General features: G+C 65.7%; 17 protein-coding genes. 11 read left to right on the plus strand and 6 right to left on the minus strand.

Going from position 1 to position 19,408, the window contains the following annotated elements:
• The first annotated feature begins 5 nt into the window (after positions 1–5).
• The 6 genes from cyoB to HCU76_RS23885 all read left to right on the plus strand — a co-directional run bounded on the left by cyoB (position 6) and on the right by HCU76_RS23885 (position 5,717).
• Entirely contained in the window at positions 6–1,997 is a 1,992-nt protein-coding gene (gene cyoB / locus HCU76_RS23860; RefSeq protein WP_213955809.1) for a cytochrome o ubiquinol oxidase subunit I, read from the plus strand.
• A 1-nt stretch (position 1,998) separates the two neighbouring features.
• The gene (cyoC, locus tag HCU76_RS23865; protein ID WP_213955810.1) at positions 1,999–2,631 is read left to right on the plus strand and encodes a cytochrome o ubiquinol oxidase subunit III; all 633 of its coding nucleotides are present in this window, start codon (positions 1,999–2,001) and stop codon (positions 2,629–2,631) included.
• Positions 2,632–2,683: 52 nt separating this feature from the next.
• Positions 2,684–3,064, plus strand: coding sequence for a cytochrome o ubiquinol oxidase subunit IV (gene cyoD, locus HCU76_RS23870; RefSeq protein WP_213955811.1), 381 nt, complete (start codon positions 2,684–2,686; stop codon positions 3,062–3,064).
• The gene (locus HCU76_RS23875) at positions 3,061–3,810 is read left to right on the plus strand and encodes an SURF1 family protein (RefSeq protein WP_218510761.1); all 750 of its coding nucleotides are present in this window, start codon (positions 3,061–3,063) and stop codon (positions 3,808–3,810) included. Before cyoD ends, HCU76_RS23875 begins: the two co-directional genes overlap by 4 nt.
• A gap of 61 nt (positions 3,811–3,871) precedes the next feature.
• Positions 3,872–5,188, plus strand: a complete 1,317-nt coding sequence (locus HCU76_RS23880) for an ATP-binding protein (protein WP_218510762.1) — start codon at positions 3,872–3,874, stop codon at positions 5,186–5,188.
• Positions 5,178–5,717, plus strand: coding sequence for a response regulator transcription factor (locus tag HCU76_RS23885; protein WP_213955813.1), 540 nt, complete (start codon positions 5,178–5,180; stop codon positions 5,715–5,717). The genes HCU76_RS23880 and HCU76_RS23885 overlap by 11 nt, the downstream gene beginning before the upstream one ends.
• Positions 5,718–5,750: 33 nt before the next feature.
• On the opposite strand, the gene HCU76_RS23890 is transcribed toward HCU76_RS23885, so the two are convergent.
• From HCU76_RS23890 to HCU76_RS23905, 4 genes are read right to left on the minus strand one after another with little or no spacing between them, the layout of a single operon-like run.
• Positions 5,751–6,113, minus strand: a complete 363-nt coding sequence (locus tag HCU76_RS23890; protein WP_218510763.1) for a nitrile hydratase accessory protein — start codon at positions 6,111–6,113, stop codon at positions 5,751–5,753.
• Positions 6,110–6,817, minus strand: a complete 708-nt coding sequence (gene nthB, locus HCU76_RS23895; RefSeq protein ID WP_256354394.1) for a nitrile hydratase subunit beta — start codon at positions 6,815–6,817, stop codon at positions 6,110–6,112. The genes HCU76_RS23890 and nthB overlap by 4 nt, the downstream gene beginning before the upstream one ends.
• A complete protein-coding gene (gene nthA / locus HCU76_RS23900) occupies positions 6,814–7,467 on the minus strand; it encodes a nitrile hydratase subunit alpha (RefSeq protein ID WP_218510764.1) in 654 nt (217 codons plus the stop codon). The genes nthB and nthA overlap by 4 nt, the downstream gene beginning before the upstream one ends.
• Positions 7,468–7,477: 10 nt before the next feature.
• Complete coding sequence (locus HCU76_RS23905) at positions 7,478–8,614, minus strand: iron-containing alcohol dehydrogenase (RefSeq protein WP_218510765.1); 1,137 nt, start codon at positions 8,612–8,614, stop codon at positions 7,478–7,480.
• 66 nt (positions 8,615–8,680) lie between these two features.
• Between HCU76_RS23905 and HCU76_RS23910 the strand changes: the two genes are divergently transcribed.
• The gene (locus HCU76_RS23910; RefSeq protein WP_371319890.1) at positions 8,681–9,565 is read left to right on the plus strand and encodes a 2-keto-4-pentenoate hydratase; all 885 of its coding nucleotides are present in this window, start codon (positions 8,681–8,683) and stop codon (positions 9,563–9,565) included.
• Entirely contained in the window at positions 9,562–10,509 is a 948-nt protein-coding gene (locus HCU76_RS23915) for an alpha/beta hydrolase (protein WP_256354395.1), read from the plus strand. Before HCU76_RS23910 ends, HCU76_RS23915 begins: the two co-directional genes overlap by 4 nt.
• Here HCU76_RS23915 and HCU76_RS23920 read toward each other — a convergent pair.
• A complete protein-coding gene (locus HCU76_RS23920; RefSeq protein WP_371319891.1) occupies positions 10,506–11,429 on the minus strand; it encodes an SMP-30/gluconolactonase/LRE family protein in 924 nt (307 codons plus the stop codon). The two genes, HCU76_RS23915 and HCU76_RS23920, sit on opposite strands and share 4 nt — an antisense overlap.
• Between HCU76_RS23920 and HCU76_RS23925 the strand changes: the two genes are divergently transcribed.
• Positions 11,365–12,225, plus strand: a complete 861-nt coding sequence (locus tag HCU76_RS23925) for a YbgC/FadM family acyl-CoA thioesterase (RefSeq protein ID WP_218510767.1) — start codon at positions 11,365–11,367, stop codon at positions 12,223–12,225. The two genes, HCU76_RS23920 and HCU76_RS23925, sit on opposite strands and share 65 nt — an antisense overlap.
• A 558-nt stretch (positions 12,226–12,783) precedes the next feature.
• Complete coding sequence (locus HCU76_RS23930; RefSeq protein WP_218510768.1) at positions 12,784–17,334, plus strand: ESPR-type extended signal peptide-containing protein; 4,551 nt, start codon at positions 12,784–12,786, stop codon at positions 17,332–17,334.
• A 73-nt stretch (positions 17,335–17,407) separates the two neighbouring features.
• Here HCU76_RS23930 and HCU76_RS23935 read toward each other — a convergent pair whose 3' ends face one another.
• Complete coding sequence (locus HCU76_RS23935; protein WP_218510769.1) at positions 17,408–18,328, minus strand: folate-binding protein YgfZ; 921 nt, start codon at positions 18,326–18,328, stop codon at positions 17,408–17,410.
• Positions 18,329–18,405: 77 nt separating this feature from the next.
• Between HCU76_RS23935 and mltG the strand changes: the two genes are divergently transcribed.
• On the plus strand, positions 18,406–19,404 hold the full coding sequence (gene mltG, locus HCU76_RS23940) for an endolytic transglycosylase MltG (protein WP_218510770.1): 999 nt from the start codon (positions 18,406–18,408) through the stop codon (positions 19,402–19,404).
• Positions 19,405–19,408: the final 4 nt, after the last annotated feature.

Genomic DNA, 19,408 nt, shown 5'->3' on the forward strand with positions numbered 1-19,408 from the left:
TCCTTATGGATCTCACCAAGCTCATCTTCGGCCGACTGACGCTGGAGGCCATCCCTTACCACGAACCCATCCTGCTCGCGACCTTTGCGGCCGTCGTTCTGGGCGGCGTCGTCGTGCTGGGCGCGCTGACCTATTTCAAGCTCTGGGGCTACCTCTGGCGCGAATGGTTCACCAGCATCGATCACAAGAAGATCGGTGTCATGTACGTCATCCTCGGCATCGTGATGCTGCTGCGCGGCTTCGCCGACGCCGTCATGATGCGCTTGCAGCAGGCCATCGCGTTCAACGGCAATGAAGGCTACCTGCCCCCCCATCATTACGACCAGATCTTCACGGCGCACGGCGTCATCATGATCTTCTTCGTGGCCATGCCGCTGGTCACGGGCCTCATGAATTTCGTGGTGCCGCTGCAGATTGGCGCACGCGACGTGGCATTCCCATTCCTCAACAACTTCAGCTTCTGGATGACCGTCACGGGCGCCGTGCTGGTGATGGCGTCGCTGTTCGTCGGCGAGTTCGCACGTACCGGCTGGCTGGCCTATCCGCCGCTGTCGGGGCTTGCGTACAGTCCTGATGTCGGGGTCGACTACTACATATGGTCATTGCAGCTGGCGGGGATAGGAACGCTTCTATCGGGCGTCAACCTGGTCGTGACCATCCTGAAGATGCGCGCACCGGGCATGGGCCTCATGAAGATGCCGGTCTTCACCTGGACCGCGCTGTGCACCAATGTGCTGATCGTCGCCGCATTCCCGGTGCTCACCGCCGTGCTCGCGCTGCTGTCGCTCGATCGCTACCTGGGCTTCAATTTCTTCACCAACGACCTTGGCGGCAACGCCATGATGTACGTGAACCTGATCTGGATCTGGGGCCACCCGGAGGTCTACATCCTGGTCCTGCCGGTGTTCGGCGTGTTCTCCGAAGTCGTCTCGACCTTCTCGGGCAAGAAGCTGTTCGGCTATTCGTCGATGGTCTATGCCACGGTCGTGATCACGATCCTCTCGTACCTCGTGTGGCTGCACCACTTCTTCACGATGGGGTCGGGCGCCAGCGTGAATTCGTTCTTCGGCATCACGACCATGATCATCTCGATCCCGACCGGGGCGAAGATCTTCAACTGGCTTTTCACCATGTACCGCGGCCGCATCCGCTACGAGGTGCCGATGCTGTGGACCATCGGGTTCATGGTCACCTTCGTCATCGGCGGCATGACGGGTGTGCTGCTGGCGGTGCCGCCGGCCGACTTCGTGCTGCACAACAGCCTGTTCCTGATCGCGCACTTCCACAACGTGATCATCGGCGGCGTGCTGTTCGGCCTGATGGCGGGCATCACCTTCTGGTTCCCCAAGGCGTTCGGCTTCAAGCTCGATCCGTTCTGGGGCAAGTGCTCGTTCTGGTTCTGGCTGATCGGCTTCTACTTCGCGTTCATGCCGCTCTATGCGCTGGGCCTGATGGGCGTGACGCGGCGCCTGAGCCGCTTCGAAGACCCGTCGCTGCAGATCTGGTTCCAGGTCGCGGCCTTCGGCGCCTTCCTGATCGCCATCGGCATCGCCTGTTTCCTCATCCAGCTTGTCGTGAGTTTCATGCGTCGCGAACAGCTGCGCGACACGACGGGCGATCCGTGGAATGGCCGCACGCTCGAATGGTCGACATCGTCGCCGCCGCCTGCCTACAACTTCGCCTTCACGCCCGTGATCCACGACAACGACGCGTGGTATGACATGAAGCAGCGTGGCTATGTGCGGCCGTTGGAAGGATTCATCCCTATCCACATGCCGAAGAACACCGGCGCCGGGGTCATCCTGGCTGCGCTCAGCATCGTGTTCGGATTTGCAATGATCTGGCACATGTGGCTCATTGCAGGCGTCGCGTTCTTCGCGTTGTTCGTCACCGTGATCGTCCATACCTTCAACTACAAGCGCGACTACCACGTCGGCGTCGAAGAGGTCGTCCGGACCGAAGCCGCCCGCACCCGCATGCTCGCCAGCACTACCTGACATGACCGCATCTTCTTCAATCGCCAACGCGACGGCGTCCGGTGACGTGAGCTTCTACCTCAGGGAGGAGCACCACGTCGAGAACGGCACGATGCTGGGGTTCTGGATCTACCTGATGAGCGACTGTCTCATCTTCGCGGTCCTGTTCGCGACCTACGGCGTGCTCGGCCGCAGTTATGCCGCCGGCCCCACCGGCGCCGACTTGTTCGAGTTGCCGCTGGTGGCGCTCAATACCTCGATGCTGCTGTTCTCCTCGATCACCTATGGCTTCGCCATCCTCGAGATGCAGAAGAACAATGTGGCTTCGATGCAACGATGGTTGTTCGTCACCGGACTCTTCGGTGCGGCCTTCCTCGGCATCGAACTGTATGAGTTCGCCCACCTGATCCATGAAGGCGCCGGGCCGCATCGCAGCGCATTCCTGTCGTCCTTCTTCACGCTGGTGGGCACGCACGGGCTCCACGTGACCTGCGGGATCATCTGGCTGGTGACGCTGATGGTGCAGGTCGGAAAGCACGGCCTCATCGAAGCGAACAAGCGCCGCCTGTTGTGCCTGTCGATGTTCTGGCACTTTCTGGACGTGGTCTGGATCGGTGTCTTCACTTTTGTCTATCTGATGGGGTCGTTGCCATGAGCGGCGCGCCCAAGCAAGCTCGCACCGCAATGCGCTGCACGGAGATTTCACGATGAGCGCCCACGATCACGCCCACGACGACCACGGACACGGCGGTGGTGCACCGCACAGCACGCTCAGCGGCTACCTCAAGGGCTTCTTCCTGTCGGTGATCCTGACCGCGATACCGTTCTGGCTCGTCATGGGCAAGGTATTCGACAAGCAGAGCACCACGATCCTCGTGATCCTGGCGTTCGGCATCGTGCAGATCTTCGTGCACATGATCTATTTCCTGCACATGAACACGAAGGTCGAAGGTGGCTGGTCGATGACCGCGCTGGCCTTCACGTTGATCCTCGTCGTCATCACCTTGACCGGTTCGATCTGGGTAATGTTCCACCTGAACCACAACATGATGCCGATGTCAGCGCATGAAATGAAGAACATGCCTTGAGGGGTGGAGCGCGGGCGGCTGCCGCCGCCGTTGCAGTTCTTCTTCTTGCAGGATTCATCGCGCTCGGGACTTGGCAGGTCGAGCGCAGGGCTTGGAAGCTCGATCTCATTGAACGGGTCGACCAGCGCGTGCATGCACCCGCAGTCGCCGCGCCGGGACCGGCGAGTTGGCCGGAGGTCAGCGCGGCGCGCGACGAATACCGGCACGTGCGTGTGACCGGTGTTTTTCTCCATGATCGCGAGGCATTGGTCCAGGCCGTGACCACGCTGGGAAGCGGCTTCTGGGTGCTGACGCCGCTGCGCCAGCCCGATGGCCGCGTGGTGTTTGTCAACCGCGGTTTCGTTCCTCCAGAAGCACGGCAGCGCGCGACACGAAATGGGTCGGAGCCCGCAGGCGAGACGACCGTCACCGGCTTGCTGCGGCTGACCGAGCCGAAGGGCGGGTTCCTGCGCAGCAATGACGCGGCGAGCGGTCGCTGGTACTCGCGCGACGTGCAGGCCATGGCCGCCGCCAGGGGGCTGGCCGAAGTCGCGCCGTATTTCATCGACGCGGATGCGACGCCTTCCATGGGGGAGCGCGAATGGCCCGCGGGCGGGCTTACCGTCGTCACCTTCCAGAACAACCACCTGGTCTACGCGCTGACCTGGTACACGCTGGCGCTGATGGTGGTCGCCGCCGCGTGGCGCTTCTTGCGACAGGGGCCCGAGGGCCGGGCCGACCCCGGCTCGCCATCCGTGGGGGATTGAGTCGAGATGGCACGACGCAAGCCGAAGCGGACGGGTGGCAAAGCGGCGGCAAGATAGCGGGATGGGAACCCAGTCCATCATCATTGACGCCGCGGGCGTAGTCAACGTCACCGGCCACAAGAACATGCTGCAGCTGATCCAGCTTCGCTGGATCGCCGTGGTCGGGCAGTTCTTCACCATCGGGGTTGTCCACTTCGGCTTCGATATCCCGCTGCCCATCGAGACGATGCTGGGTGTGCTGGCTGCATTGGCGGTGTTCAACATCGCGAGCACGGTGCGTTGGCGCAGCCCGAAGGAGGTGACGAACCGCCGCCTGTTCGTCGCGTTGCTGGTCGACGTGGCCACGCTCACTGCGCAGCTGTACCTGAGTGGCGGCGCTTCCAACCCCTTCGTCTTCCTGTACCTGTTGCAGGTCAACCTGGGGGCGGTGCTGCTGAGTCCCCGCGCGACCTGGACTTTGGTGGGAGTCACCATCGCCTGCTTTGGCGGGTTGGCCCTGTACGGCAGGCCACTGGCGCTGCCGCTCGACCAGGCCGGCGGACTGTCGAGCCCCTATGTGCAAGGCATGTTGATCTGCTTCGCTCTCGATGGTGCGTTGCTGGTGATCTTCATCACCCGCATCGGCGGCAATCTGCGTGAACGCGATGCGCGCCTGGCGAGTTTGCGACAACGCGCGGCCGAAGAGGAACATGTGGTGCGCATGGGCTTGCTGGCCTCCGGCGCGGCGCACGAACTCGGAACACCGCTTGCCACGCTGGCCGTGATCCTGGGCGACTGGCGCCGCATGAGTCCGTTCGTGGCCGATCATGAGTTGCTCCAGGAACTCGCGGAGATGCAGGCCCAGGTGCAACGCTGCAAGACCATCGTGACCGGCATCCTGCTGTCGGCGGGTGAGGCGCGTGGCGAATCATCGGTCAAGACAACGGTGTGCACCTTCCTCGACGAACTGATTGCCGAATGGCGCAACACACGTTCGGTGCAATGGTTCACCTACGACAATCGCTTCACCGATCACCTACCGATGGTGTCGGACTCGACCGTGAAGCAGATGATCTGCAATGTGTTGGACAATGCGCTCGAGGCGTCGCCGCACTGGTGTTGTCTCGAAGCCACCCGCGCGCGGGGCGCGCTGGTCATCATGGTGACCGACACCGGCCCCGGATTCGCCCCGGAGATGCTGGCACAGTTTGGCAAGCCCTATCAATCCAGCAAAGGTCGGCCCGGCGGTGGCCTTGGCTTGTTTCTGTCGCTGAACGTGGCACGGACCCTCGGCGGCAGCGTCCACGCACACAATCGGGCGGTCGGCGGGGCGGTTGTCACGATCTCCTTGCCGCTCGCCGCCATTACGCTTGAGGAAGACAATTTCAATGAAGGCTGACGAACGCCTGTTGCTCATCGTGGAGGACGATGCGGCTTTCGCCCGGACGCTCGGCCGCTCGTTCGAGCGCCGCGGCTACCTGGTGGTCCTTGCATCCAGTCTCGAAGAGGTCGAGCTTCTGTTGCGGACCTGTTCGCCGGGCTTTGCGGTGGTCGACCTGAAGCTGAACGGCCAGGCCTCCGGGCTGGCCTGCGTGCAGGCGCTGCATGCGCGGGACCCGGACACGCTGATCGTGGTGCTGACCGGCTTCGCGAGCATCGCGACAGCGGTCGAGGCGATCAAGCTCGGCGCCTGCCACTACCTCGCCAAGCCGTCGAACACGGACGATATCGAGGCTGCGTTCGGTCGTTCGATGGGCGACGTGCAGGTGGCGCTGACCAATCGTTCGTCATCGATCAAGACGCTCGAATGGGAGCGGATTCACGAGACGCTGGCGGACACCGGCTTCAACATCTCGGAAACCGCGCGCCGGCTGGGCATGCACCGCAGGACCTTGGCGCGCAAGCTGGGCAAGCAGCAGGTCAAGTAGGGCGGGCGGCCCGGGCGGCCCGGCCCCGGGGGTTCAGAAATCCTCGTCGCGCAACTCGATGGGCTGGCCATGCGGGGTGCGGTCCGCGGCACGGTCCCAGGCGAGCCGATAGCGCTCCAGTTCTTCGGCCGAGCCGGCGCCCTTGCTTGCGACCAGCGACTCGAGCGCGGCGAGCCAATGGTGGTAGTAGGTGTCGCCGAGGTCGGCGTCGCCGGCCGCTTGCGCGGCGCGGATCTGCGCGGCGAGCGCCGCAGCCCATTCGGGCCAGGTGAACAGTTGCCGGGCATGCAGTGACACGGCCATGGCAAAGGCCTGGGCCTCCCAGGGTTCGCGGAACACCGGCTTGTCGTCCTGCCGGGGCATGCCGTCGAGAAGAGGGGGCTGGGCGTCAGTCATGAGGCCCCCACACGAGGCACTTGGGTGTTCTCCGGTTCCAGGTAGCTTTCCCAGGCGTCGACGGAAACGCGCAGGCCCGGCGCGGAATTCGCACCCCAGATCGCATGCCCGTCGAACACGACCGTGTAGAGCCATTGCGGCTGCTCCCCCAGCCCCTGTGCGTTGGTGTCGGCAAAGACGTGGGCGCCGTGCAGGTGCTCGACGGTGCCTGTCTTGCCGCTGGCATAGGCGGGCAGGCGCGTGTGGTGGTCGACGTGGGCGGCTCGCGTGCGGACCCGGTCGCCGACCTTGAAGCGCGGCTGCGCATCGACCTGGCGCGAGGTGGGCGAGCCCCTGGCCAGCGCGGCGGCAACCTCCGATGCCTGGAGTACACGCTTCGTCGCACGCGGCGGATACAGCATGCGGCCAGCCTCGATTTCATCCGGCATCACCTGGAGGCGATCGGCCATCAGGCGCTCCAGCGCGGCCAGCCAGATCTCGTAGTAGGACATGCGGGCATAGGCAGGAAGGGTCTCGCGGACGCTTCGGCTCTGGTCGATGTTCCAGGAGCCAGTGCCGCCCATCGCCAGCGTCAGCGCGAGCACGCGCGGCTCCCAGGCGTGATGGAAGAGGGCGCCTTCGGGCTCGGGCAAGACGCGGCCCGGCGTGTCCCGGCCGCCGAGGTCCGCGTGGCTGGTGTAGGGCATCGTTGCCGTGGCGGTCATGGCCTGCTCCGACGCTCGGCCTCCGGGGTGCGCGCGAGTCCGGTGCCGATCATCGAATCACGCGTGACCAGTTCCGCAAGCCTTTCCTCGCTCCAGCCCTCGGTGCCGTCCGGGCGTTGCGGAATCACGAGGTAGCGCACCTCGGCGGTCGAATCCCAGACGCGGATTGCCGTCGTGTCAGGCAGGGAGACACCGAACTCGGCGAGCACCCCGCGCGGATCCTTCACGGCTCGGGAGCGGTAGGGCGCGCTCTTGTACCAGCTGGGTGGCAAGCCGAGCACCGGCCAGGGATAGCAACTGCAGAGCGTGCAGACAACCATGTTGTGCTGGTCGTCAGTATTCTCGACGGCGACCATGTGCTCGCCCTGGCGGCCGGCGAAACCGAGCGATGCAATGGCCGCGCTGGCATCGCGCCCCAGCCAGTCGCGGAATGCCGGATCGAGCCAGGCCCTTGCAACCACGCGCGCCCCGTTGCGGGGGCCGATCCTGGTCTGGTAGGTATCGATGAGGACGTCGAGGGCGGCGGGATCGATGTAGCCCTTTTGCGAGAGCACGCTTTGCAGTGCGCGGACGCGAAGGTCCATCGGGCCGAGCTCGCTGTGATCGCCGTCGTGATCGTGGTCGTGGTCGTGATGCGGGTCGTGGGCCATGCTCGCCTCCCTACATCGACGCTTCCAGCATCGCCCGATAGTCTTCCCGTGTTGCCAGCCGTGGATTGGTCTTGTGGCAGTGATCGGCCATGGCGCCGTCGATGATCTTCTCGAACAGGTCGCTCGTCACGCCGGCTTCCGCCAGGCCGGCAGGCAGGCCCAGGCGGGCGTTCATGTCGCGGATGGCGTCGCCGAGGTCGCCGGCCGAATCGAGGTGCATCGCCTGCGCCATGCGTTGCAGGCGCTGGTCCTTCTGCACTGACTCCGCGCCGGCGTTGAAATGGATCACCGCGGGCAGGAAGAGCGCGTTCAGCGTGCCGTGATGGAGCCGCGGGTCGACCCCGCCGAGGCTGTGGCTCAGGCTGTGCACGCAGCCCAGGCCCTTCTGGAACGCCATCGCGCCCTGCATCGAGGCGCTCATGAGGTTCAGGCGCGCCTCGCGGTCGGCGCCGTCCCGGGTGGCGCGTTCGATGTGGCCCCATGCGCGCTCCAGGCCATCGAGCGCGATGCCGTCTGCCGGCGGATTGAAGGCGGCCGACATGAAGGTTTCCATGCAGTGCGCGATCGCGTCCATGCCGGTGGCGGCCGTCAGCCGCGGCGGCAGGCCGAGCGTCAGTTCCGGGTCGCAGATCGCCGCCTTGGGCATCAGGAACCAGCTGTGGAAGCCGAGCTTGCGGTGGTCGTCCACGATGATGATGGCGCCGCGCGCCACCTCGCTGCCGGTGCCGCTGGTGGTGGGCACGGCGATCAGCGGGGCCACGCGATCGGTGATCTTGGGCGAGCCGCCCTCGATGGTCGCGTAGGTGGTAAGGGGCCCTTCATGGGTGGCGAGGATCGCCGCGCCCTTGGCGCAATCGATGGCCGAGCCGCCGCCGACGGCGATCAGGCCGTCGCAGCGATGGCTGCGATAGGCCTCCACTGCGGCACGCACCGCGGCCTCGGTCGGATTGGAAGGCGTCTGGTCGAACACGGCCACCTCGAGATCGCCCAGCGCATCGAGCGCCTTCTGCAGGACGCCCGCGGCGCGCACCCCCGCGTCGGTGACGATCATCGGCCGGTCGATGCCGATGCGCGCGCATTCCGCCGACAGCAACCGGATGGCGCCGAACTCGAACTGGACTTGGGTGAGGTATTGGATGAGGGCCATGTGGGGTGGTGGTCAGTGGCGCAACGGTAGGATGCGAACCGCCAATCTAACAAAGCGCATATCTCCTTGAACATGAAACATACCCTTGCCGCCGCCGTGGCTGTTGCACTGGGCACGGCCCTGGCTTCAGGCGCGCAGGCCGAGTGCATGAGCGATGCCGACGTGGCTGCAATGGCCGCCGCCATGGTGGCAAGGACCCCGGCCCCGAATCCGCCCCAGGACTTCAGCGAGGCCGACGCCAGTTGCACACGCGCCAAGCTCAACAAGCTGCTGCTCGCAAGGTACGGCACGCCGATCGGCTACAAGGCGGGGCTGACCAATGCCAGCATCCAGAAGCGCTTCGGCTATGACAAGCCCGTGTGGGGCGTGCTGTACCAGGGCATGGTGCTGGACAACGGCGCCACCGTGGACGCGGCCTTCGGCGCGCGCCCGCTCTACGAAGCCGACCTGCTGGTGCGCGTGCGAAGTGATGCCATCAACCGTGCGAAGACCGCGGCGGACGTGATGGCCGCCATCGACCAGATCGTGCCCTTCATCGAACTCGCCGATCTCACCGTGCAGTCGACCACCGCGCTGAATGGTCCGGGCGTCACGGCCATCAATGCGGGTGCGCGGCTCGGCGTGAAAGGGCTTGCCGTCCTCGTGCCGCAAGCCGACTTCGCGCAGGCCTATCTGCTGGACGCCCTGCGCGACATGACGGTGCGCATCACCGACAGCGGCACCGGCGCGGAACTGGCACGCGGCAAGGGCAGTGACATCCTGGGCCAGCCGCTCGAGTCGGTGGTCTGGCTCGCCGATGCGCTGGCCAGGGAAGGCCTTGCGATGCGGCCCGGCGACCTGATCAGCCTGGGCTCCTTCTCGCCATTGCTGACGCCGAGGGCGGGGCAGTCGGTGCAGGTGAGCTACGACGGCTTGCCCGGCGCGCAATCGGTGGCCGTCAACTTCCGATGATGGGGCGCAAGCCGCAGCTCACGCCGAAGATGGCCGGCGTGGTCGAGCGCATGGCGCGCGCCGGTCATCCACCGCTCAACGCCATGACGCCCGATGAGGCCAAGGCCGCCTATGAGAAGGGCGCCGGCATGCTGGAGGTGCCGAAGCCGCAGTTGGTGCGCGTCGAGGACTTCACGATCCCCGCGCGCGACGGCTACCCGCTGCCTGCGCGCCTGTATGCGCCCTCGCATGACGTGCTGCCGGTGCTCGTGTACTTCCATGGCGGCGGCTTCACGGTCGGCAACATCCGCACGCACGACACGCTGTGCCGGGTGCTGAGCCGCGACAGCGGCTGTGCGGTGATCTCGATCGACTACCGTCTCGCGCCCGCGCACAAGTTCCCGACTGCATCGAACGATGCGTGGGACGCCGTGCAGCACATCGCCAAGGAGGGCGAGGCGCTCGGCATCGACGCCGGCCGGCTTGCACTGGGCGGCGACAGCGCAGGCGGCACGCTCACCGCGGTATGCGCGATCATGGCGCGCGACGCCGGATTGCCCATCGCGCTGCAACTGATGATCTACCCCGGCATGGCGGCACACCAGGACACCGATTCGCACCGCGTCTTCGCCGACGGCCCCTTGCTGACCGAGGCCATGATCAGCTGGTTCTTCGCCGGCTACGTGCGCACGCCCGCAGATCGGGACGACTGGCGCTTCGCACCACTCCATGCCGACGATGTCGAGGGCGTGGCGCCGGCATGGATCGGCCTGGCCGAATGCGATCCGGTGGTCGACGAAGGCATTGCCTACGCCGACAAGCTGCGCGCCGCCGGCGTCGCGGTCGACCTGGAGATCTACCGCGGGGTGATCCACGAATTCATCAAGATGGGCCGCGCCATTCCGGAGGCGCTGGCCGCGCAGGCGGATGCGGCGCGAGCGCTGCGCGAGGCGCTGAATCCTTAGGGCATGCGCTTGAGCCAGCCCAGCCCCCTGGCATGCAGGCTCTGCACGTAGAGTCGATCGCGCGTCTCGGTGATGCCTGTCGTCTCGGGGTAGGCGCCGGTCGCGTCCTGCAGGTCCGCCAGGACCTTGCCTTCTTCGCTGAACGCGAACACGTGGCCGTAGGGCCGGGGCACCGGCCACAGCGCGCGCGGCAGCCGCAATGTGACGCTGCGCAGGAACGGCATTCCTGCCATCTTGTCGACGGCCGGGTTGCGCGGCTTCACGAGGCCGGCCCAGACCTTGCCGTCGAGCCCGCGCATCAGGTTGTCGGGATAGCCGGGCAGGTTGTCGAACAGGACGCTTGCCTGCGGACTCGTGGCGTTGCCCACATCGAGGTCGCGCGCCTGCACGTCGATCTTCCAGATGCGGTACTTGCCGGTCTCGGCCACGAACAGGTTCTTCTCGTCCGCGCTCAGCGCCACGCCGTTCGCGAACGCGAGTCCCCGGGCCACGATGCGCGTCGCTTTCGTGGCCGGGTCGTACGCGAGCACACGCCCTGTCGCGGACTGCTCGATGATGTCGAGCACGCTGGCCTCGAAGGTGCCGCCCCAGTCCGCCGGCGCAAAGCGCGTGGACGCATCGCTGAAGTACACCGTGCCGTCGCGCGCCACCACCACGGCGTCTGCATAGCGGATCGGCTGGCCGCCGACCTTGTCGGCCAGCACCGTGACCTGCCTGCCAGCAGCACGACCAGCCCAAGGGCGGCGAGCAGTTTCTTCAGCATGCGCGAGCGTCTCCGATGTTGTCGTTGGCTGCGATTGTCGCGACGAAAATCGGCCGCTTTCCGACAACCGCAACGAACCCTGGAGACATCCCATGACCGCCCGCAGTGATTTCCGCTTCTTCCACCGCCTGCGCGTGCGCTGGGCCGAAGTCGACATGCAGAAGATCGTCTTCAACGCGCACTACCTGATGTACTTCGACACCGCCATCGCGGACTACTGGCGCGCGCTGTCGCTGCCCTACGAGGAATCGATGGTGGCGATGGGCGGCGACCTTTACGTGCGCAAGGCGACCATCGAATTCCATGCCTCGGCACGCATCGACGACATGCTCGACGTCGGCATGCGCTGCGCGCGCATCGGCAACTCGTCGATCGTGTTCGAGGGCGGCCTGTTTCGCGGGGACGACCTGCTGGTGTCGAGCGAGCTGGTCTACGTTTTCGCCGATCCGGCAACCCAGACCTCTCGCTCCGTGCCTCCGGTGCTGCGCGAACTTCTCCAGGCTTTCGAACGCGGCGAGCGCGTGTACGAACTCGCGGCGGGCACCTGGGCTGACGTAAGCGAGGGCGCGGGCGCGCTGCGGCGCGAGGTCTTCATCGAGGAACAGCGCGTACCGGCCGAGATGGAATGGGACGAGCACGATGCCGTCGCGTTGCACGGCGTCGCGCGCAACCGCCTCGGCAAGGTGGTCGCCACCGGGCGCCTACTGTCCGAATCGCCCGGCATTGCGCGCATCGGCCGGATGGCGGTGCACCGGGGTTTGCGTGGTAGCGGCCACGGCGCGGCGGTGCTGCGACTGCTGGAGGACGCGGCGAAGGCGCGGGGCGACACGGAAGTCACGCTGCATGCCCAGCGCAGTGCCGAGGCCTTTTATAAGCGCCTTGGGTATTCGGCCAGCGGCGAGCCTTTTGACGAGGCAGGTATTGCGCACATCGAAATGCGGCGTGTGCTCTGATATTGGCGCTGATATAGACAATAGTGACAATTAGCTTGTGCTATTTGTCGCACTGTTGAATTGACTGCATGCGCAATCGGAAAATTCTGCACGCCGGACGGACCCGTCCTGCGTCGCAAAACCCGCGGAGGTGCTCCAATACATTTATCGGCTGTCACACGATACGAATAAGAAGCACACGGGAGAGAGGGTAGAACAAGAAGCACTCTTCGAGGGTGCGCTGGGAGAGGACCTGTCCCCGGAAGCGAAAGCTTCCGGGGATTTTTTTCGTCCTGACTTGTTGGGAATTCAGCAAATTGCCTTTCACGCAATGTGAACGGCCTGTCGGGCTTCAGCAATTTCTTATGGCCGATGAGGAAATTTCCCACCGCGTGTGCGACGGAACCTGCATACGGGAAAACCCTAAAAAGGTCTAATTGATACATCGCAAATGAATGTTGCCAGCCACCGAAGAGCCAGCAATTTTCTTTGAAATTGCATAGCAATTTAGGTGAACGCGCCAAGCAGTCGGACCGGCCACACCGCAAATCCTTTCCCCGGCACTTTGAAAGAACCGCAATGAACAAGTCACACAAGAGCATCTGGAACGAATCCCTCGGCGCCTGGGTCGCAGCCTCGGAACTGACCCATGCCCGTGGCAAGCGCAGCAAGTCCGGCTCTGTCGCAAGCAGCCTGGCCTTCGGCACTCGCCGGCTCATGGTGCTGAGCGCTGCCGCGACGATGATGTTCATGGCCTTCCCAAGCCAGGCGACGGTCTGGAACCAGGCTTCCACCAACTGCGCGGGGGTCCCTGCATACGCGGGACCCGACGGTGTCTACAACTACGGCGGCACCACAGGCATGGGCACCGACGGCAACGGCTATTGGTCGTCGGTCCTCGGCTGCAACGCCAACGGTAACAACCTGCTGGGCGTCACCACATTGGGTTCATTTTCGAAGGCCACGGGCGACGGTGCAGTGGCGACTGGCATGGGCGCTTCCGCAGGTAGATTCGGGTCTGCCTATGGGCTGCAATCCCTGGCCAGCGGAAACTCCAGCACGGCAATGGGCTACAACTCGACCGCTTCGGGCATAGCTGCGACCGCCATCGGCGGCGCAGGCAACACGGCCTCCGGCATGGGCACGCTGGCCTCGGCCATCGGTTCCGTGGCCATCGGCGGCGATGACACCCGTGGTGCGCAAGCCAAGGGAATTCGCGCGGTGGCCATCGGGGCGCGCGCCGATGCGCTGGGCCAGAACTCGCTGGCCATGGGCAACCAGTCCAACGCCGTCTCGGACAACGCTATAGCCATCGGTGCGGCTTCGACCGCGAACGGCCCGTCGAGTTCGGCGCTAGGCTACGCGAGCACCGCCGCGGGTGACTCGAGCCTGGCATTGGGCAAGAACTCCACGGCCTTGTATGCGAACAGCGTCGCGCTGGGTGCCGGCAGCCAGACCGGGTCTGCGGCTCCGACGGGCACGGGCTACCTGACCAACACCGCAGCGCCGACTTCCGAAGTGTCGGTGGGCACCTCAGCCGCGAAGCGCCGCATCACCAACGTCGCCGATGGCTCCGCCGCGCAAGACGCCGTCACGGTGTCGCAGTTGAGCACCAGCAACACCAGCTTGTCGACGAGCATCGGTTCGCTGTCGACGTCGACCTCCACCGGCCTCAGCACGGCGATGTCGAACGTCGCCTCGCTGTGGACCAACGTGAACTCGATGGGCGTCGAAACGGACAAGCTGGGCCAGACCACGGCATCGGCCTTGGGCGGCGGTGCGACGTACAACGCGACGACGGGCGCCGTCACTGCCCCGACCTACACGACCTACAACGCCGACGGCACGACCGGCACGGCCAACGACGTGGGCGCAGCGCTCGCGAGCATCAACGCCAAGGGCGTCAAGTATTTCCACGCCAACAGCACGGGCGCTGACAGCAAGGCCACGGGCGCCAACAGCGTGGCGATCGGCCAATCGGCAGTGGCCGGCGGCAACGACGGCTTTGCTGCGGGCAACGGCGCGAATGCCAGCGGCGCCAGCGCTGTCGCGGTCGGCGCGGGTGCCATCGCCTCGAACGCCAATGACGTCGCGCTGGGCAATGGCTCGACCACTTCGGCCGTGCACACCGGCACCACGGCACTGTTTGGCGGCACGGCTGCCGGTATCGCCAGCGCCTCAGCCGGTGTGGTGAGCGTTGGCAAGCCCGGCGCGGAACGCCAGATCCAGAATGTTGCAGCCGGTGTCATCTCGGCCACCAGCACCGACGCCGTCAACGGCTCGCAGCTCGATGGCGTCAACACCGCCTTCAATTCACTGTCGACCTCGACGGCCACCAGCGTGTCCGGCCTCACGGCGGCCAACAACTCGATGTCGACCAGCGTGGCCGGCATGTCGTCGGCGGTGAACAGCCTGTCGACCGGCCAGGTCACGCTGACGAACAGCGTCAACAGCCTCTCGACGAGCAATTCCAACCTGGCCAGCGGCCTCACATCGCTGTCGACCACCGTTGGCAATGTCCAGACCTCAACGAACAATCTCGGCCAGGCGACGGCTTCCGCCCTTGGCGGCGGCGCGGCGTACGACGTGGCGACGGGTTCGATGAGCGCTCCGTCCTACTCGGTCTTGGGCGGCAACGCGCAGTACGACCCGACCACGGGCACTTTCACAGCCCCGGCCTACAAGACCTTCAACGCCGACGGCACGACCAGCTTCGCCAACAACGTGGGCGATGCCTTCGACAGCATCAACAAGAACGGCATCAAGTTCTTCCATGCCAACTCGACCGGCGCGGACAGTGTCGCCAGCGGCGCGGAAAGCGTTGCTATCGGCCCGAACGCCGTGGCATCCGATGCACGCTCGGTCGCCATTGGCCAGGCCGCGAAGACGTACGCCGCGGTGAACGTCAACACCGCCACGGTCGGCGGCACGAGCTTCGGCTCCTTCGCCGGCGGCGTGCCCACGGGCAGCTTCAGCGTGGGCGACAAGGGCGCCGAGCGCCAGGTGCAGAACGTGGCCGCCGGCCAGATCACCGATGCCAGCACGGACGCCGTCAACGGCAGCCAGCTCTATCAGGTGGCCAGCAAGCTCGACGGCGCCACTGGCGACCTCGGCTCTCTGACCAGCTCGATGTCGGTCGGCTTCGGCAGCCTGTCGACCGGCATCCAGTCGCTGTCGACTTCGACCTCGACCGGTTTTGCGGACGTCAACAGCAACCTGAATTCGCTGTCGACCTCGACCGCGTCCAACATCGCCTCGCTGTCGACCTCGACCTCGACCGGCCTGGGCAACCTCACCGCCAAGACCGATGCGCTTGGCAAGTCGGCAGCGGACAACCTGGGCGGTGGCGCTGCGTACGACGCAGCCACGGGCAAGGTCAGCGCGCCGAGCTATACGGTCTACAACGCCGATGGCACGATCAGCACGGCCAACAACGTAGGCGATGCCATCGACAGCATCAACACCAAGGGCACGAAGTATTTCCACGCCAACTCGACCGCAGCCGACAGCATTGCCAGCGGCACCGACAGCGTGGCCATCGGCCCGAACGCAGTCGCCAGCTTCAACAACTCGGTGGCCATCGGCGCTGGCTCGAAGTCGGCTGCCGCCGTGTTCGTGAACAACGTGACCGTGGGCAACACCACGTACAACAACTTCGCCGGCAGCACGCCCGCAGGCAGCTTCAGCGTCGGCGACAAGGGTGCCGAGCGCCAGGTGCAGAACGTGGCAGCCGGCCAGATGTCGGCCAGCAGCACCGATGCGGTCAACGGCAGCCAGCTCTACCAGGTGGCATCGAACCTCGATGCGACCAACACCAACCTCAGCTCGCTGAGCACGGGCGTGGGCAACCTGTCGGGCGACGTGGCTTCGTTGTCGACATCCACGGCCAACGGCTTGTCTTCGCTGTCGACCTCGACCGCGAAAGGCCTCGACAGCCTGTCGACCTCCACGGCCGCCGGCCTCGGCAGCCTGTCCACCGGCCTGAACAGCCTGTCGACCACGGTCGACGGCCTCGACAACCGCGTTGGCGGCCTGGAGAACGGCCTGGGTTCGCTGTCGACCAGCTTGGGCGACCTGGCATCGAACGCGAGCAAGTCGGCTGAGGGCGTGGGTTCGCTGTCGACCGGCGTCGCGAACCTCACGTCCAACATGAGCTCGCTCTCGACCGGCCTGAGCACGACCAACACCAATGTCGCCACCGTCGGCAACGGTGCAGCTGCCGGCCTCGGCGGCGGCTCGAGCTACGACGCTGCGACCGGCACCTGGTCGGCACCGTCGTACAGCGTGAGCAATGCGGACGGCACGGTCTCGAAGGTCAGCAATGTCGGCGATGCGCTCAACAGCATCAACAACAACGGCACCAAGTACTTCCACACGAACTCCACGCAAGCGGATTCGTCGGCAACCGGCGCCAACGCCATCGCGGTCGGCCCGCAGGCCGTTGCCAGCGGCGACAGCGCGGTGGCCATGGGCCAGGGCGCGCAAGCGAGCGCGAGCAGTGCGGTCGCCATCGGCAACGGTGCCGCGGCAACGGCTTCGCAAGGCACCGCTGTCGGCTTCGGCGCGCTGGTGCAGGTCAACGGCGGCGTGGCCGTGGGCGCAGGCTCGGTGGCCACGCGTGAAGCCGGCGTGGCTGGCTATGTGGGCAAGGGCGCGACGGACCAGCAGAAGGCGGCCGTCCAGGCCACGACGAGCACCCGCGCAGCGGTGTCCGTGGGCAGCAGCGGTGAAACGCGCCAGGTCACCAACGTTGCAGCCGGCTCGGAAGACAGCGACGCGGCCAACGTGGCCCAAGTGAAGGCAGTGGGCGGCGAAGTGAGCCAGGTCTCGAACCAGGTCAACGCGCTCTCTTCGCAGATGAACCAGATCCAGAACCAGGTCGCGGACGTGCAGAAGGGCGCCTACTCGGGCGTGGCGATGGGCATGGCGATGTCGGGCACGTACATGCCGACCCTGAACGCCGGTGAAAAAGCGATCGGCGCCGGCATCGGCAGCTACAAGGGCTACTCCGCGGTGGCCATCAGCTTCAAGGAGATGGCAAAGGACGGCAAGATGTCCTGGGGTGTGGGGGTGGCATCGACCGGCAAGGACATCGGCGTGAACGCCGGCGTGGGCTGGAAGTGGAACTGATCGCCTGAACCGACTTGGTCCACCTGAAAAGCGGCTCCTGCGTCTGTACGCAGGGGCCGCTTTTTCTTGCGCCTCAGATGTCCGCCAGCAGCGGGTAGGGCAGCGGGTCGACCGTCAGCGCCACACCCTGAGGCCCACCGGCGCGCAGGCCGCCGGCATCGAGCGCCGCGATCTGCATCGAGACGATGGCCGACCATTCGCCGTTGGCCGACGCTGCCTGAACGATGGTGCCGGTGGGTTGCTCCGCATCGTTGGCGGCGAATACTTCTTCGCCAGCCTTCAGCGGCGCATCGGCACGCACGACGTAGGCGCGGCGCTTGAGCGTGCCGCGGAACTGGCTGCGTGCCACGATTTCCTGGCCCGGGTAGCAGCCCTTCTTGAAGTTCACGCCGCCGATCGATTCGTAGTTCAGCATCTGCGGCACGAAGGCGTCGAGCACTGGCGTCGTCAGGGTGGCAACGCCGCTGCGCACTTCGCCCCACTGCCAGAGATCCGTTTCCAGCGCGTTGCCCGCGGGCGGGGGCGAATTCGCGGGCGCAATCCACAGGGCGCGCGGGATGCCGTCGGCGGGATACAGCGAGACGACGCTCGCTTCTCCGATCGAGATTCGCCGGCCTGGCGGCGTCGAGGTGTCGAGGCCATTGGCAGCCACCGCTGTTCCGGCGACGCCGTACAAGGCGAAATCCGCACTCGCATCGGTGAGCCTGGCCTTGGCGCGCAGCACGTACATCGACAGGCGCTTGAGCGTGGCGGCAAGGATGTCGCGGCTGCAGACCAGCAGGATCGTTTCGGGCTGCGGCCGGATGCCGACGAAGCTCGCGATCATCCGTCCCTTGGCAGTGCACAGGGCGGCCAGGCGCGCCTGCGACGCATCGAGCAGCGCGAAGTCCTGCGTGAGTTGGCCATGGAGAAAAGAGGCGGCATCGGGGCCTTCCGCGCGGATCACGCCGAGGTGGGGGAGGGCAGCGACGCCATTGAGGACAACAGGGTTCATCGCTGAATTATCATGGCCGGCCCGCATCCTTCCGGTTCGCAGGGCCAAGCGCTTTTCACCCTTCCAACCTGCTCCAAGTGCGCCGATTTTTTCTGAATGTCTTCCTGCTGGGTGCCTTGATCGCGGTGGCCATCGGCGCCTGGGGCCTGTGGTGGGTGCACCAGCCGCTGAAGCTTTCGGCGCCCTCCCTGGACCTGTCGATCGAGCCCGGCACCACGCCGCGCGGCATCGCGCAGGCGGTGGTCGATGCAGGTGTCGACGTGCAGCCGCGGCTCCTGTATTGGTGGTTTCGCGTCTCCGGGCAGACCCGGCAGATGCGCGCCGGCAGCTATGAACTGGAGCCGGGCGTGACACCAAAGATCTTGCTGAACGTGCTGGTGCGCGGCGAAGAGGCCACGCGCAGCGTCGTGCTGGTCGAAGGCTGGAACATCCGCCAAGTGCGCGCCGCGCTGGCCAAGGCCGACCAGCTGAAACCCGAGACCGCCGCCATGACGGACGAGGCCCTGATGGAAAAGCTCGGCCACGCTGGCCAGCACCCTGAAGGCCGCTTCTTCCCGGACACCTACACCTACTCCAAGAACTCGACCGACCTCGCCTTGTTGCAGCGGGCGATGCGGGCCATGGACCGCAAGCTCGCGGCAGCCTGGGCCGCGCGGGCATCCGACCTGCCGCTGAAGTCGCCCGATGAGGCGCTGATATTGGCCAGCATTGTCGAAAAGGAGACAGGAAAGGCCAACGAGCGGGCGCAGATCGCGTCGGTCTTCGTCAACCGCCTGCGCGTGGGCATGCCGCTGCAGACCGATCCGACCGTGATCTATGGGCTGGGCACGCATTTCGACGGCAACCTTCGCAAGAAGGACCTGCAGACCGACACGCCCTGGAACACCTACACCCGCAACGGCCTGCCGCCGACGCCCATCTCGATGCCCGGAAAGGCCGCGCTGCTGGCGGCCGTGCAGCCGGCGCAAGGCAAGTCGCTGTACTTCGTCTCGCGTGGCGACGGCAGCAGCCAGTTCAGCAACTCGCTCGAAGAGCACAACAACGCGGTCAACCGCTATCAACGGAATCGACAATGAGCGG

It is taken from the genome of Variovorax sp. dw_308, assembly GCF_019207085.1.
In the GTDB taxonomy this organism is placed as follows: Bacteria; Pseudomonadota; Gammaproteobacteria; order Burkholderiales; family Burkholderiaceae_C; genus Variovorax.

Excerpts from the sequence above, each read along its gene's own strand:
- HCU76_RS23880 (WP_218510762.1), top strand. The coding sequence starts at position 3,872 with ATGGGAACCCAGTCCATCATCATTGACGCCGCGGGCGTAGTCAACGTC.
- HCU76_RS23905 (WP_218510765.1), bottom strand. The coding sequence starts at position 8,614 with ATGGCCCTCATCCAATACCTCACCCAAGTCCAGTTCGAGTTCGGCGCC.
- HCU76_RS23935 (WP_218510769.1), bottom strand. The coding sequence starts at position 18,328 with ATGAACCCTGTTGTCCTCAATGGCGTCGCTGCCCTCCCCCACCTCGGC.
- HCU76_RS23920 (WP_371319891.1), bottom strand. The coding sequence starts at position 11,429 with ATGTCGACTTCGGCCCAGCGCACGCGCAGGCGGTGGAAGAAGCGGAAA.
- HCU76_RS23915 (WP_256354395.1), top strand. The coding sequence starts at position 9,562 with ATGATGGGGCGCAAGCCGCAGCTCACGCCGAAGATGGCCGGCGTGGTC.
- HCU76_RS23885 (WP_213955813.1), top strand. The coding sequence starts at position 5,178 with ATGAAGGCTGACGAACGCCTGTTGCTCATCGTGGAGGACGATGCGGCT.
- cyoD (WP_213955811.1), top strand. The coding sequence starts at position 2,684 with ATGAGCGCCCACGATCACGCCCACGACGACCACGGACACGGCGGTGGT.
- HCU76_RS23925 (WP_218510767.1), top strand. The coding sequence starts at position 11,365 with ATGACCGCCCGCAGTGATTTCCGCTTCTTCCACCGCCTGCGCGTGCGC.
- nthB (WP_256354394.1), bottom strand. The coding sequence starts at position 6,817 with ATGACCGCCACGGCAACGATGCCCTACACCAGCCACGCGGACCTCGGC.
- cyoC (WP_213955810.1), top strand. The coding sequence starts at position 1,999 with ATGACCGCATCTTCTTCAATCGCCAACGCGACGGCGTCCGGTGACGTG.
- nthA (WP_218510764.1), bottom strand. The coding sequence starts at position 7,467 with ATGGCCCACGACCCGCATCACGACCACGACCACGATCACGACGGCGAT.
- cyoB (WP_213955809.1), top strand. The coding sequence starts at position 6 with ATGGATCTCACCAAGCTCATCTTCGGCCGACTGACGCTGGAGGCCATC.
- HCU76_RS23930 (WP_218510768.1), top strand. The coding sequence starts at position 12,784 with ATGAACAAGTCACACAAGAGCATCTGGAACGAATCCCTCGGCGCCTGG.
- HCU76_RS23890 (WP_218510763.1), bottom strand. The coding sequence starts at position 6,113 with ATGACTGACGCCCAGCCCCCTCTTCTCGACGGCATGCCCCGGCAGGAC.